9 protein-coding genes are annotated in these 15,528 nt (G+C 35.3%); 1 reads left to right on the top strand and 8 read right to left on the bottom strand.

Features of this window, described 5'->3' with window-relative positions; translation table 11 throughout:
* Nucleotides 1-35 precede the first annotated feature (35 nt).
* Entirely contained in the window at nucleotides 36-1,148 is a 1,113-nt protein-coding gene (locus HOO91_11660) for an O-antigen ligase family protein (protein ID NOU18201.1), read from the top strand.
* Here the strand turns inward: HOO91_11660 and HOO91_11655 are convergent.
* The 8 genes from HOO91_11655 to HOO91_11620 form a co-directional block, all read right to left on the bottom strand.
* Complete coding sequence (locus HOO91_11655) at nucleotides 1,145-2,380, bottom strand: SpoIIE family protein phosphatase (GenBank protein NOU18200.1); 1,236 nt, start codon at nucleotides 2,378-2,380, stop codon at nucleotides 1,145-1,147. The genes HOO91_11660 and HOO91_11655 overlap by 4 nt on opposite strands.
* 143 nt (nucleotides 2,381-2,523) lie before the next feature.
* Nucleotides 2,524-3,090 (bottom strand): elongation factor P, encoded by a 567-nt coding sequence (efp, locus tag HOO91_11650; protein NOU18199.1) that lies wholly within the window; start codon nucleotides 3,088-3,090, stop codon nucleotides 2,524-2,526.
* Between the two features lie 170 nt (nucleotides 3,091-3,260).
* On the bottom strand, nucleotides 3,261-4,049 hold the full coding sequence (locus HOO91_11645) for a DUF3108 domain-containing protein (protein ID NOU18198.1): 789 nt from the start codon (nucleotides 4,047-4,049) through the stop codon (nucleotides 3,261-3,263).
* Nucleotides 4,050-4,059: 10 nt separating this feature from the next.
* Nucleotides 4,060-4,776 (bottom strand): tRNA (adenosine(37)-N6)-threonylcarbamoyltransferase complex dimerization subunit type 1 TsaB, encoded by a 717-nt coding sequence (gene tsaB, locus HOO91_11640; protein NOU18197.1) that lies wholly within the window; start codon nucleotides 4,774-4,776, stop codon nucleotides 4,060-4,062.
* Nucleotides 4,777-4,784: 8 nt separating this feature from the next.
* Complete coding sequence (locus tag HOO91_11635; protein NOU18196.1) at nucleotides 4,785-6,098, bottom strand: efflux RND transporter periplasmic adaptor subunit; 1,314 nt, start codon at nucleotides 6,096-6,098, stop codon at nucleotides 4,785-4,787.
* 18 nt (nucleotides 6,099-6,116) lie between these two features.
* Complete coding sequence (locus HOO91_11630; protein ID NOU18195.1) at nucleotides 6,117-7,490, bottom strand: TolC family protein; 1,374 nt, start codon at nucleotides 7,488-7,490, stop codon at nucleotides 6,117-6,119.
* A gap of 223 nt (nucleotides 7,491-7,713) precedes the next feature.
* Nucleotides 7,714-8,574: a sulfite exporter TauE/SafE family protein gene (locus HOO91_11625; protein ID NOU18194.1), complete on the bottom strand. Its 861-nt coding sequence runs from the start codon at nucleotides 8,572-8,574 to the stop codon at nucleotides 7,714-7,716.
* Between the two features lie 243 nt (nucleotides 8,575-8,817).
* Nucleotides 8,818-15,324, bottom strand: coding sequence for a hypothetical protein (locus HOO91_11620; protein NOU18193.1), 6,507 nt, complete (start codon nucleotides 15,322-15,324; stop codon nucleotides 8,818-8,820).
* Nucleotides 15,325-15,528 lie beyond the last annotated feature (204 nt).

The raw sequence follows: 15,528 nt of genomic DNA, 5'->3' as shown, positions 1-15,528 counted from the left end.
AATCATTAAAGGAGAGGTATTTTGATAAACAGCTAATGAATCATCCTGTTTTTTGGGCTATACTACTATACCTAGGTTGGATTTTTATTTGCATTATTCCTAGCGAAATGCCTTTGGTTTCTATGAAGTACTTGTTAGTTAGATTATGGTTTATAGGCGTTTTTTTCTACCTAGGATATATTCTTTTTAAATCGGAATTAAGGTATTTTAAAATTTTTCTATGGTGTTTTATTTTAGGTCTACTGGTTGTTGTTACTATTTCCCTAATTAAACACATAGGGCTTGGTATTTTTAACGAGAAAGCCGCTCATGGAACTAGTGCTCCGTTCTTCATCGATCACACCTCATATGGTGCTGCAATAGCTATAATCCTGCCTTTTTTAGTTAGTTTAATTGTTATCTCTAAGAAAATAGGTCGAAAGATAGTTTTATCGGGTTTGACCCTCTTTTTTACTGTAGCATTAATTTTTTCATACTCAAGAGCTGCTTGGCTTAGTGTGGCTGTGGCAATTGCGGTATGGGTTGTTTGGTATATAAGAATTAGGTTTTCAATACTGATTGCGGGATTTATAGTCGTTGTTAGTTTGTTAATCTCGTTTCAGCTTGAGATTGGTCAATGGTTAAGCAGTAATACCACAGATTCTAGTGGAAATTTAAAAGAACACTTGAACTCAGCAATAAATGTCTCTACCGATGCTTCCAATTTAGAAAGGATAAATCGGTGGAGTTGTGCAACTAGAATGTTTAGCGAAAGACCATTTTTTGGATGGGGTCCAGGAACTTACATGTTTTACTATGCCCCATTTCAGCGTTCATACCAAAAAACAATAATCAGCACAAATTTTGGTACTGGTGGAAATGCACATAGCGAATACCTTGGATTACTTGCTGATTCAGGTGTTATTGCAATGTTAGGCTATATTCTAATTTTGATTTTTGTATTCTACCGTGGATTTACATTAACCAGAAAAATTGAAGATAGAAATATTCGAATTTTATTAATCGGGGCATTATTAGGAATTGTTACCTATGCAATTCATGGTTTCTTGAATGATTTTCTTGATAGCGATAAAATTGCTGCTCCCTTTTGGGGATTTATTGCCTTTATTGTAGCAATGGATATTCGGTTTAGGAACCAAACTCTTTAGAGGAATTCAAAACCAAGGATAGATATATCATCGAAAAGAACAATATTGTTATTCCCTGAATCCTGTTCTTGTGCCTCCACAATAAACTTTATATTATCATCAAGGCTAGAAGTGTTTGAAATATTTATTTCAATAGCTTTTGTTCCATTCTCTACCTTATTCTCGCTTAGAAATTCAACCAAACCATCTGTAAAACAGATTAGCTTTGATGGTTGATTTATTAGTATTGAACCAACATTCATAATAGGAATTTCATCGAGCATTCCAAGCCCAACACAGCCACTTGTGAGTTGGTTGATTTGCTTTGAGAATTTATTGTACAGAAGGGGAGGGTTATGTCCTGCATTGATGTATTCGAGATGGCGTTTTTGGAGATTAAATCGACCAATAAAGATCGTAATAAATTTTTCTCCCTTAGCCGTTGCCATAACTCTTTCATTAAGTTTTTCGGCAAGTTTTGTAAGTTGAATTTCGTGTGTAAAAAGAGCTCTAAGGTTGGCTTGAAAATTCGACATTAATAGTGCAGCTGAAATACCTTTGCCAGATACGTCAGCAATACAAAAACCTATCTCCCCTGGACTAAGTTCAATAACATCATAATAATCTCCACCTACCTCGTAGTGTGGGTTATAGTATGTAGTAATTTTGAGTTTTTCGAATTTTGGTAAATTCTCGGGACTGGGTATTAGCATGTTTTGCATCTTCGATGCAAGTTCTAACTCTTTTCTAATGGCCTCCTGTTCAAGGCTTTTATAAAATAGGCGGAGATTTTCAATTGCAACAAATATGATAATTGAAAGTGTTTGTACAAAATTTAGATGCCTAATTGATGCACTCACCCCTTTTTCTAAATCATTTGTATCACCAATTAAAATAAAAGCTAAAGGAGTGTTATTCTGAATTACAGGAATGATGATATCAAGTTCTTGTAATACTGAACTCTCAATAGTGCTAATAATAGTAATTTCGTTAAAGGAGATAAGATCTCGCTCAACATCAATATTCTCAATAACTGAATCTGGACAGTTCGTTTTAAGTAACAACTCCCATGTTTCCTCCTTTTTATAGAAAAGAACTCGATCAATCCCAAGATCATCGTTTAGAATAGTGCCAAACCGTTGGAGTAAATTTTCGGTTTTTAAATCTGCACTAATAGCCTGCGCCATCGTTAAAAGAGCATTCAATTTAAACGTACTCTGCTTAAGTCTTTTTGATGACGAGGTTAGTGACATATAATCAGCATGTTAAACTAAAAGTAAATATCAAAATGTATATTACTATTGGCTTATTTCTACTCTTTCAAAATTATATAGATTATAAAAAAGTAGAATTATAAATCATCCTTTTTGCAACAGAGAATACAGAGAAAAAGAGTTTATTTAACTCGTTCGTAATAATCTCTGGTTCGTGTATCGATTCTGATTTTATCCCCGATATTAATGAAAAGAGGCACATGAATGATAGCTCCAGTTTCAATAGTTGCTGCTTTTAAAGCAGTTGATGAGGCGGTATCACCTCTTAAGCCTGGTTCTGTATAGGTAACTGTCATTTCAACGAACGGAGGAAGTTCACAAGAAAGTATGCGCTCTTCTTCAGCATGTATCATCATTTCAACATATTGACCTTCTTTGTACAGATCGCTATTGTCAACGAGATCTTGTTGAAGTGAAAATTGCTCAAAAGTCTCCTGATGCATAAAATGATATCCCAAATCATCCTTATATAAAAATTGATAAGGTCTGCGTTCAATGCGAACCTGATTAATTTTTACTCCTGCGTTAAAAGTATTTTCAATTACTTTTCCTGTTTCGAGGTTTTTAAGTTTAGTACGAACAAATGCACCCCCCTTACCTGGTTTAACGTGTTGAAATTGAACGATTGTGTAAAGTTTCCCGTTAAACTCAAGACACATCCCATTTTTAAAATCTGCAGTAGTTGCCATATGATTATTATAAATAAATTTCTTGCAAAAATAGTAAATCAATGAAAATCTAAAACTTATTCCTTAGAAGTCTTTTATGATTGTAATAATAAAAATAAAAAGCAAACAAATAATGGCTTTTTGAAATAAGACTAAGGCTAAAAAATCTAAGAATAAGCAATTTATACGGTTTATTCTAATTTTAATGGGTAGAGAATACCGGAATATTCTATCAAATCGCAATACACTGAACCTATAAATATATCAAACTTAATTCTTATGGGGATAAAGTTTGAGTCGTTTGAGAACCATATTGCCATATCATCCTTAGATTTAAACACCCTTCCGGTGAGTACTTCAGGCATAAACTTCATACAATCAATAGTGCCAAATTTGGTTTTTATCTTTTCAAAGCCTTTAAAACGAATTACCAGTGGATATTTTTCATCGGTAAAGTATGTGTTAACAATAAAAAGTTCATCAAGGGTTGGTTTCTTATCAAGCATTAGAGTACGTAAGTAGTAGAATGATGATAGTATATCCTGACATCCTTTGACGACAACAACTTTTCCTGTTATTGAACTATTACAGATTGAAGAATCCTTTCTTGACCAATGATCGAATACCTGTGTACTATAGTGCTTATATCTATTTTCATGTATATTTCGGATTGATTTATAGGGCCAGTTGGTTTCTTTATCAGTAAAACTTTCATAGGTGTCATCGACAAGATATAGAGAACTTGCAAGGCCAACCGATTTGCCATTTAAGTAAAGACTATTAACCGACTTCCCCTCATAGGTGCCTTCTCTAACTGAAAGAATGGCTTCTCCTCCCCGAATAAAACCATAATGAACCTGATATTTTAAAAGTTCACCCGTGGTAAAAGATTTTTTCTGTTGAGCAGATATCCCCGTGAAATTAAGGATAAGAGCACAAAGCAAATAGATGTGTTTTTTTGACTTAATAGGTATAATCATAGTTCTAATATTATTGCAATCCGACAAAAATATTTTTATGAGATCGAGTTGCTATAAAGTCTTTAAGGTAGTATGGTTCAAAATAGGCAACATCTTCGAATGTTTTTTTTTCAAAAGCCTCCAAGGCTAGTGGAACCATAAATTGTGCCGAGGGTGAAAAATCATCAACAAAAAAAGCATTCGGATGGTTAATCACCGATTTGCACTTTGATGCCCCGTTGCCAAAGAATAAAATTTTATTTGTTTCTAAATAATTGTTGAATGTTGTTGTATAGACAATTAATGCTTCTATGTCCTTGATTTGAGAGCAAGATTTATCGTATAGTGCGGTATAGACCTCCATTCTACGGGCATCTATCATCGGACAAAGGAGATCGATTTTGTTTTTTTCAATAATTGAAGGGTATAAAAAGAATGCCCCAGATGACATCGAATTAAGACTACAAATCGATATTAAAGGTTTTTCTGCGGCATAACAAATGCCTTTTGCCGCCGAAACACCAATTCTTAAGCCAGTGTATGAGCCTGGCCCTTTACTTATTACTATTGCATCTAGCTGAGCGATACTAATACCTGTTTCCTTAATTAGTTGACCGATAAAAACTGTTAGTTGGGTTGCATGGGCTTTTTCATCAGTGCTTTCTTTTAACCCAACAATCCTCTTATCAATAGTAATGGCTACTGAACAAACATTTGCACCCGATTCAATTAAAAGGAAACTACACATCCCGTAAATTACTTCTTGCTTTCGTCTTTAAATAATTTGTCTTTTGCAACCTTTTTAACCAGCTTCCCATCTTTAAGTTTTCTTGATATTGCGCTAAATGGGGCAGAGATTACATCTTCATCACCTTTTAACCCTTCCTTAATTTCAATATATTGATTGTCTTGTATACCCGTTTTTACTACAACTATTTTTGAAGAATCTTTCCTAGCAATGAAAACGATCTCTTTTAATTCACTTGGTTTTACAGCCACTTTGTTCTGCTGATCTTGGTTTGATTCTGAAAGTCCTATGGCGGCATTGTTATTCAAAGAGTCCGAACGAGTGGTAACCGCCTGTATGGGGACTGATAATATATCATACTTTGTTTGGGTTCTAATATCAACTGTTGTTGACATACCCGGTCTAAATGGGCTTGGATTTTTGCTATTTATCAGATCTTTATAAGAATCTTCGAGCAGTAAAATTCTTACCTCAAAGCTAGTTACCTGATCCGTTGAGGCTCCTTGCACGCTTGCAGAATTGGCTATTTGGGTTACAATACCTTTAAATTTACGATTTAGATACGCATCGACCTCAATAAGAGCAGTATCGTTCATTTTTACGCGAACGATATCATTTTCATTAACGTCTACTCGTGTTTCCATACGACCAAGATTTGCAATTCGAAGAATTTCAGTACCAGCCATTTGGATTGTTCCTAGAACTCTTTCTCCTAGTTCAACGTTGAGTTTGGAAATAGTTCCACTCATTGGAGCATAGATTGTGGTTTTCAGAAGATTTTCATCGGCTTCCTTAAGCGAAGCCTCAGAGCTTTCAACCCCAAATCGGGCAGACTTTACATCTGCTAGCGCAACTTCATAATTAGTTTTGGCAGTTTCAAAATCCGATTCAGAAATGGCTTTTTGATTAAAAAGTTGTTTGCTGCGATTAAATGCTAGTAGTTGTTGCGCAAGTTGTGCTTCTGATTGGGTCTGTCGTGCTTTGGATGTATTTACAGCCGCAATAGCTCTTTCTTTATATGAATTGTATGTGTCGGGTTTGATTCTACAAAGTATTTTACCTTTTTCAACCTGTTCTCCTTCCTTTATAGGAAGTTCAATAATTTCTCCGGATACCTCAGGGCTAATTTTAACCTCAATTTCAGGTTGAATTTTACCGTTGGCGGTAATACTTTCTGTTATTGTTCTTTTTAAGGGTTTTTCAACAAAAACTTCTATTGTCTCGGGTTTTCCAAACCACCCAGCTTTTTTACCAATAACTACAAATACAATAAGGATTATAACAACCCCAATTAAGTATTTTAGTGTATTTTTCTTTTTCATTTGTGGTATATTTTGTAGTTATAAACTTAGTGGAACGCCTTTATAGAATTCAAGAATTTTAGATTTAAAAATCAACTCGTACTTGGCTTGTAATAGATCCGTTTCAGCTTTTGATAGTTTTGTTTTGGCAGTTGTGTAATCGACTGAAGTAACCATTCCGACGTTGAATTTCTGTTCCGAGTATCTGAAAGCCTCTTCGAGGGATACCAAACTTTTTTGAGTTGCTTTAAGTTTTTTTTGGGCAGCAAGAGCATCGGTATAGGCTTGTTGAATGTCTTTATAAAGAACATTCTTTTCGTTATCAAAATTTAACCGAGCATTTTCAAGTGAAATCTTAGCGTTTGAGATATTATTGTGAACTTGATACCCATTGAAAATGGGAATAGATAATCCTAAGGAAATGGTTTTACTTGCATTGTTTTTTACTTGGGTCATAAACGGATCCTCGTTAATCACTTCTAGTAGACCAGTTGTTGTATTTAATTTATAAACTTTTGTTAAGTAAAATTGAGCACCAGTATTATAATTTCCATTAAGTGAAAGGTGGGGGCTCATTCCTCCTTTTGCAATTTTTACGCCAAACTCAGCGCTTGTGACCCGATGCCCTGCGCTAATAATTTGAGGCATGGTTTGTTGTGATGTTTCAAAAACTCCAGCAGGGGAGAGATCCACTAGTTTACTCTCAGTAGCATCAAGGGTTGGTTTTTGAATTTTAAAACCCTCTGTGGTTTTTATATCAAGAAATTGAGTTAAGGTAAGATATGCTATATCAAGTTGATTTTGAGCATTAACAAGTTGAAGTTCATCACTAGCGGCTTGTGCTTCAATTTCTAAAAGATTACCTTCTGGTAAACTACCCGCTTTTACAAGCATGCTTGTTCTTTCTATCTGCATTTTAGAAAGTTCAAGTTGTTTATCGGCAGAAGCGACTAGATCCTCGCTGTATAGTATTTGTAAGTATGCCGAAGCAATGGATAATGCGATGTTATTTTTTACCTTTTCAACATCACTTATTGTGGCTAATAAGTCAAATTTATCCTGTTTTTTTGTGTTAGAAATTTGAAAACCCTTAAAGAGAGTCATTGAAGTATTAATCGAAAAACTAGTTGCCTGTGTATTTTGTGCTTCTTTTTGGTTAGTTAAATAGTTTGTAGCAAGTCCAAAACTGTAAGCATGACTGCTAGATACATTAAGATTAGGTAGGGCGCTCATTTTTGATTGAAACAGTTTTCCTTCGCTCACCTTAACATTAAGCATTTGCTGTTTAATCTGAATATTATTATCGAAGGCATATTTGATGCACTTTTCTAACGACCAAGTTTCTTGTGCCTTTAAGGTTACAGAAGATAGGAACAGAAACAATACGATAATCAAAGAATATTTTTTTTGCATAGACTAATAATTAAGTTGATAATGATTATAATTAACCTTCGAAATTAGTTGAATAATTTGAAATAGAATAATTAAAGAAAGCTAATATTGTAAAAACACCCTTTAGTATTAGGCTGTTTAACTAAAATTCCTCTATTTATGTTAAGAATATGGAGGGTTCTTTAATCCCCAATATGGGATTGCATATCATCTCTTTGATAAGTTAACTTGTCAAACTATTTTATTAGTGTTCTTTACTTATTGCAGATTTGAACATCCAAATTGATGTGTACATTACAACTCCACATACAACCCCTTTGAGAACTTGAAGTGGTAAGGATTTTACCACATAAGCAGCTAAGAAAACGCCTACCGTGCCTGCAATAGTAAGCGCAATTGATGTTTTCCTATCATAAGCATTTTCTTTCATAAACCTAAAACCACCTGCCAGCATTAGCATTGCTGTTGCTGTCATCATAATTGGGAAAGCAGTTAATGGATGCATTCCAAGGGTATATACCATTGCCATGCAAGGAGCATAAAAACCGATACCAATTGTCTGTAATGCGCCAAAAACAAAACTTAAAGAAATAATAAGTACAAGTTTCCATCCTATAAGCCCATTAGCAGTGCCACCCAATGGCATGATATTTAAAAAACCTGCAAGAATGATGAAGGCAACAACCATTAAACCAATACCCATTCCGAGTTGTATTTTCTGGCGTGGCATTTTTGAAACTACTCCTGCCCCTAAGATTGCGCCAAATGCTGTAGCGGCTGATATGGAAAAAATAGTAATGGGATCAACATTAACAGCGGTCATAAAAATGAATGCTTGCACAACGGTGGGAATTAAATTGCCAACATTCATGGTGCCTGGAATTAGCCGATCATCGACAAATTTGAAAAATTTGAATATTACAGTTTGCTGGGCAAAACTTCCAATTCCTAGGGTATCTAAAAAATTTGTGATGAACCCAGTTGCAGACAGTCCAAACCATGATTTATCAGAATAAGTTTTTCTATTTTTTGTTAAATCTTTTATGTAGAAGAAACTGAAAATACTTGCAAATACTCCAAGTAAGGCTTTAAGAATAATAATCATGGTATATCAGATTTTAAGGGAGATTCAATAAATGATTTTTTAAAACTACAAAAGAGCTTTGTGGTTTCCAAGTATAAGTCATTTAGGTATGAAAAAAAATCCAAAATATCGGTGAAGTATTTATTCCCTGAACAGCAAATAATTCTAAAAAGTTGCTAGTTAAAAACTTTAAAATGAGGAGCTTATTGCTCCTCTTTCTATTTTTTGTTCAAAAAAAGCGTTCTCAATACAATAAATTTCAAGCTAATTCGAAAAATTCATCATAAATCCCGCATCATTTAGCCCTAAAATCTGTTTGAATTCAGTCGAAAATTGGTATGCTGTGTTATTTGCATTATCAGGGATAGAATAAGAAAATTGCTCTGGTGATACACTAAAGCCACTAGAATAACCAGCGCCAGGAGAAGCCCCAATACTATACCCCATCTTACCGCCAGAATATGTTGTTCCTACAGCCACGTTGAATACATTTGCACTTGTATTGAATGCCATACCTGTATAAAAGTCCCTAGATTCTTGCTCCGTTGGGGCTTTTGATTGTGCTATCCAATTTGCAGTTATACTCCAGTTGGGAGTACTAGGTACATCGTTTACTCCAAATGAAGGATAAACTCTCCCAAATGAATCGACTGTTAGAGCATAATTAGACAACCCACTTGAGTAGCTATAAGTATATGAGTCAGGAAGTCTTAACGGAATGGGTGGAAAATTATTAGGATTTGGTTTATATGGTGTTGGGGCTGGTCCATATTGAGGACAGGGAAAATTATTTTCCTTGCCTGTCGGATCAATGAAGTTTATCGGATCTGCCTTTGCATAGCGATATAAATTAGTGTCTTTTCCAGCAAACAATATTGGATCTTTTGACATCCAACATCCAAACAAAGGGCTGTAAGTTCTGGCACCAAAAAGAATTAGGCCGGTGTCAGTATCATAAATTCCTCCTGCAAAACCAAAAGGTTGAAATTTTGGGTTTGAGTCGGCAAGGACGTTTCCTTGAATATCATAATCCATTTTTTGGATTACCTCTCCAGTATTTGAGTCTACAACCAAGCGAACGCTTCCCAGATGATCGGAGATAAATCGATATGTTTTATTATCTCTAATCATATAATCTGGAATATTTACTTTGGTAGCGTAAATGAATTGGCTTTTGATATTGCCGTTTTCGTCAAGCTCTGCAATTGGATTTAAACCATCTTTATAGATGAAACGTTGGACTATTTTGCCATTGATTTTTTTAGCAACCCTTCTGTCCGAACCATCAAGAAGATATTCTATTTTTTTTCCTTCCGGCAATTCTATTGATAGAATATTGCCTGTATCATCGTATTGATATTTGGTGATGCCATTGCCGTCTGTTTTTTCTGTTAAATCACCCCGAACATTATACTTGCATTTTATACCGCCAAATTGTAAAATTTGATCGATTTTGTTGTAAACAGCTTTAATTTCAACCCCCTGATTTCTAAATAGTAGACGATTACCATTATCATCGTAACTATATAAAATCATTTCCTTTTTATTCATTGACCATTTTATTATGCGCTCAAAGTCATCGTATTCAAAATTATTTATGTTCTCTTTACCATTTAATATTTCGTTTATTTGAGTAATTCTTCCTGAAATATCTCGCAGATAAGTAAATCTAATCAACTCTTTTTCATTGTTTTTGTAGGCAGAGGAGGAAAGTCCTCCATATTTATCGTATTCGAAACTTTCCTTAATGCTATTTAAGGCAGTCTCCTTAACCAGTGGCCTGTTTGGGAAATATTGGATAACAATATTTCCGATATTCGTTATCCTAAAGGATGAATCATATTTAAAACTTATTGGTTGTTGCCCACAAATAACATACGAAGCAAGGCCACAATCGGGGTTATATGAAAATTCAATTTTTCCATTCACATTGCCTAACCATTCAATTGATAGAGGAGTACTTCCATCGTATTTATAGCTAGTTTCTATACCATCTGGGGAGGTTATTTTGTTTAGATTCCCGCTGTTGCTATCGTAGAAAAAAGAAGTTTTTCGATTTCCTTTTAATACCGATTGTAATCGAGCAGAGCAATCATGTTCAAACATTATTTTGGCTTCGGCACCATATCTTACTTCGGTAAGGATATTCTGCTGATTATAGAGATATGTAATTTTATTATTCTCATTACTTTCGCTTGGGGGTTGATATGACTCTTTAAGATTTTGTGAGTTATAGGTAAAGGAGTGTATCCTTCCTCCGGGTAACTCCATAGAAGTTAAAAGATCGTTACTGTTGAATGAATATTTTATTTCTTTATCGTAGAATTTATCTTTTACTTTTCGACCCCTTTCGTCATACTCGAATTTTATTGTTTTACCTAAAGAGTCAATTTGCTCAACAACCCATCCTTTTTCATTATATTTGCTTTTGAAGCTCCTCGCTTCAGTGCTAGTTTCGGTCAAAAGATCTCTTTCATCGTAGGTAAATTTAGTTAAAATACCTAATTCATCTTGTACTTGATGAACTAGTCCATCATTGTTAAACCATGTAATCTTTTCTGAACCGTAAGCTGTTTTGATAATATTCTTCTTGTCGGGAATGTTTGAATAAATGGTAGTTAGATTTCCATTGTTATCAATTTCATGATTGATTGATTTTACGCTATTTATATCATTGGGATTGGTTAATTCAAGGCTACGTTTGGTTTTAACAATACTCTTTAATCCATTAGGAGTTTTGGTTACTATTTCAGAGGTATAGGGTGTAAGCACACCAAATTGAGGATCGGATAGGAATTTTTTCTCAACAATAGTCCCATCAGAATAAATAGTTTGCTGAAAAGAGTTGTCTTTACTATAGGTCTCTGTTTTGCTCCCACATGAATTGGTGTTAACTGTTTTTGATTCACCATTGGAGAGTTCTTCATAGGAATACAATTCCGTGTTTCCTTCTGCCGTTGTTAATTGTACGGTATGATTTTTCCCCGATTGTTTTGAGGAAAAGGTTTTAGCATTTCCTGAAGTGTCAATTGCTTTAGTTAGTTTACCTAAATTATCAAATTCATATTTACTGGAGAGCCCAGTAGGATCAGTAAATTTGGACATTAACCCTCCTTGGAAATATTCAAAGTTTAGGGATCTTCCAATATCATCCTGAAATTGGCTTAGATACCCCATTTGATTGATCTGCAAAGAGAATTTTTGACCCCATAAATTTGATATTCTGAGCGGAAAACCATTCTTGTCTCTTTCTATTCCAAGTAAAAGTTTTGTGTTATCCGACACTCCAATTAGGTAGCCATTAGGATCGTACTGAAATTTTAAAATAATATTGTTGGTGGATGCATCAAGAGTTGACAGATGTCTACCATAGCTGTTAAACACATATAGCAAGGATCGATCCTGTGAGGGAATAAAAAGATCTCCAGAAGAAAATCCTGCTAGTGGTGCAGATAGTTTTCTGATTCTATGATTATCCAAATCGGAAACATAAAGGGTGTCGTCAGGGGCAATTACAATTGCATGAGGCTTAACGAATCTTGCATTTTTTGCAAGCCCGTTATCTCCTGAATACGCCGAAACGCCATCCCCTGCTATTGTTGTAATAATTCCATCTGGTGTAACTCGCCTTACGCAATGATTCTCGGAATCGGCTATATAGATTGTTCCATCAGTATCAACCGCAATACCTTCGGGTTTGTTAATACAAGCATCTACTGCTTTTCCTCCATCCCCAGAATACCCAGCAACTCCCTTTCCTACCAAGGTTTTAATTATTCCATCTGGAGATACACACCTAATTCTGCAATTATCCTGATCGCAGATATACAAATATCCCTCTTTTGTAAGAACAACATCCTGAGGATTATTCAGAGAGGCTGATATTGCAAAGCCCCTATCACCTCCAAAAGTAGCTACTCCATTACCCGCAACGGTTACAATATTTCCATCAGGTGATATTTTCCTTACACGATGATTACCTGAATCGGAGAAGTAAATACAACCATCAAATCCCAATGTTATGCACCGAGGATCCTTTACTTGAGCATCTTTAATTGGTCCGTTATCACCTGCATACCCTTTTTCGCTTTTTACAATTGTAGAGATAATGCCATTAGTATCTATTTTTCGTATTGCGTTGTTTGATAGGTCTGTAAAATAGATTGTTCCATCAGGGCTTAATGCTACACGGTGTGGCTGGTTGATTTTTGCAGATGTGGCGGGACCACCATCACCATCATAACCTGGCTGACCAGTTCCTGCTATTGTGGTTATAACACCGTTTGGAGATACTTTTCTAACCCGGTTATTCCCCCAATCGGCAATATATATACTTCCATCTGGCCCCATACATGTAGATTGACCAGAATAGATCTGTGCTTTATTTGCAGGGGCATTATCACCAGAAAAACCATAAACCCCCGTTCCCACAAATGTTGAAATAGTTCGACCTAATAGTTCGGCAGATTTAATATTTCCATTGCCAAAGTATACTACCTTTTTTCTTGGGTCATAAACGTGGTGAACATCCAACGTCCAACCACCCAAGCCTAAATTACGAGAGCCCCAGTTGCCAATCCAACCATTCCACGTATTCCACATTGTAATCTCTTGCCGTGTGCGGTTTCCAGTAATTTTTTGACCGGACGATTGCCCAAAACTCGAATTGAAACCAGCCGGTTTCTGATATGTGCCATCGTATGTGTAACCAACTTTAACAACAACAGGGTGCGATCCTTGGACAACACGACCGAAAGAGTCTTTACGATCCCAAATAAATGTATATGTCTGGTTTTCTTTTGGTGCTAAGTTATCAGTAAAAGTGCGTCCAAGCACACTTATTTCAATAACAATGTTTTTCAACTCCTTTGGAATTGTACTCTCGCTAATGGGAAATGTTATAGAATAATTCTGATAATGCCCTTCAACTCTATCGCTTTGGTAGATAAGAGACATCCCTGTTCTCGAAATATTGACTTTTTGACCTAAAACTTGATCTTGAATGCCGATAATAGAACCCTTTGTTTGGGGGCATGGATTTTGTTTAGGCTTCGGATTTTGGTCTTTAGGGTAAGGAGAGGGTTGTGCAGTAGGAGGCGGGCCAAAAGGCCAATTGTAATCCCAAACTGAAAAATGCCTTTGCGGAATTCTCCAAAAAGAATCGCCAACCTTAAAGTGATCTAACCATTTTCGTCTTTCTTCCTCCGAGATATTTAATTCCTTCAATTTATCCTCTGTTGCTGATTGATTTGTTCCTTCAATATCCGCTTGAGGCACACCATTAGAAACCGATAAAATTTTTATTACACGCCCATCATTGGAAGGAATCCAGCAGTGTTTTTTATCATCATAATATCCAGCAGGAACTGGATTTCCTACAGGAAAATTTAAAAAGTTATTTACACAAATGTAAACGTCTCTATCAAATACAATATCCTTACCATTAACCTTTGCATCAACCTCATCGGCGGTGAGTTCAATTGCATATGTGTAACCCGAAGTTGGGGGAAGTTCTCCTGGCATAGATTTTACACCGTTAGACCCAACCGTGTATTCTGTTAACCTAATATTTAATGTTGATATGGGTACAAGTGAACCATCGGGTTTTACCTTGTTTGCTATTGTTCCTGTTGGAATAAATATGCTTGCAGATCGTGAACCATGCTCATCGGTATTTGCTGCTCCGTGGATTGAAGTCATCTGAGTTGTATTGGCAAGTTGAACATTAACAGACTCAGTAGCCCTGTTAATCATCACAACCTCAGGTATTACATAATAAGACTCCCAGCCTGTAATTACAATTCTTTGAACCTTTAGAAAATTCTCCTTTGTGTAAATTACTGTGTGTTGCTTACCCCCGTTGACCAAAAGATTGAATTCACCGCTTTCATTTGTTAGGGTATAACCATATTCTGGGTGGTTGATAATTTCAACCCTCACATCTTTAAGATATTGATCGTTGCTGTTTTTCACCCTTCCCTTTAACAGGCAGGTTCTTTTTTCGTCCAAAGTATTTGCTGCAACCCCAATTTGAATGGGATTTTCGCCTTTATACAAAAAATCGAGTGAATTACTCAAAGGTTTTGATGTAGTAAAATCTTCTTTAGGTATTGTTATCACTTGCGGATTGCTTGCTGGAATATCAACTTCAGCAAATAAACTGTTTTTTGAGATAGTTCCATTTGTATCCTTTGCTTTAAGAATAAAACGATATTTTTTTCCAGAAGCCAACCCTGGAATTTTAAAGTTTAAACTATCAGAGGATAAAATCGCAATAACATCGTTTTCAAGATAAAGCAGATAGTTCAGAATAGTTGAATTATTGGAGTTTGCCTTGGGCCATTCTAAATATAAAATATCATTTACTAACGAGATCTTCAAAACACTTCCTGATACCCAATATGGCAAATTATCAACAACTGGTGTAGACGTAGCAAAACTCAACAGAGGACCATTCGTTGTCCACGTCCCATTTTTATAGCGTGCTTCTATTTTATAAATTGCCACAGTCTCTGGTTTATACACATTAATTAACGCAGATGTTGTGGATTGTTCTTTTTGAAATACACCATCTATATAAATCCCGTACGATACTTCGTTTTTATCAGAAATTGGCGACCACGATAAAGTAAATGAATTCGGGGTTACATCATTTGCAGTTAATTTAGTGCCGCTAGGCCATTGAGGTAATTCCTGTTTCTTTTTCCGGTATTTAACTATCAGAATAATTATGACAATCCATGCTAATATTCCAAGAACTATTGGTGACATAGGGTTTTAGTATTAGGGTTATTACAAAAATATAAATTACACCATTTAATGCAAAGCATTAAACAGGATAATATTATTCTTATAAGATTGGGGCTTAAAAATGATGGATTATTTTGATATACGAGAGGTTAACGTATCTCTTGAAAAATCTTCGGGGTAGCAAAATATTAGTAAACCTTTTAAAATACAAGCCATTCACAATCC

It is taken from the genome of Bacteroidales bacterium (assembly GCA_013141385.1).
Taxonomy (GTDB): Bacteria; Bacteroidota; Bacteroidia; order Bacteroidales; family Tenuifilaceae; genus UBA8529.
The sequence above is the reverse complement of the archived record's forward strand: the minus strand, read 5'-3'. Positions and strand labels throughout refer to the sequence as shown.

Bases quoted from the DNA above. Each gene is read 5' to 3' on its own strand.
- HOO91_11625 (NOU18194.1), bottom strand. From the start codon at position 8,574: ATGATTATTATTCTTAAAGCCTTACTTGGAGTATTTGCAAGTATTTTC.
- HOO91_11630 (NOU18195.1), bottom strand. From the start codon at position 7,490: ATGCAAAAAAAATATTCTTTGATTATCGTATTGTTTCTGTTCCTATCT.
- tsaB (NOU18197.1), bottom strand. From the start codon at position 4,776: ATGTGTAGTTTCCTTTTAATTGAATCGGGTGCAAATGTTTGTTCAGTA.
- HOO91_11620 (NOU18193.1), bottom strand. From the start codon at position 15,324: ATGTCACCAATAGTTCTTGGAATATTAGCATGGATTGTCATAATTATT.
- HOO91_11645 (NOU18198.1), bottom strand. From the start codon at position 4,049: ATGATTATACCTATTAAGTCAAAAAAACACATCTATTTGCTTTGTGCT.
- efp (NOU18199.1), bottom strand. From the start codon at position 3,090: ATGGCAACTACTGCAGATTTTAAAAATGGGATGTGTCTTGAGTTTAAC.
- HOO91_11655 (NOU18200.1), bottom strand. From the start codon at position 2,380: ATGTCACTAACCTCGTCATCAAAAAGACTTAAGCAGAGTACGTTTAAA.
- HOO91_11660 (NOU18201.1), top strand. From the start codon at position 36: ATGAATCATCCTGTTTTTTGGGCTATACTACTATACCTAGGTTGGATT.
- HOO91_11635 (NOU18196.1), bottom strand. From the start codon at position 6,098: ATGAAAAAGAAAAATACACTAAAATACTTAATTGGGGTTGTTATAATC.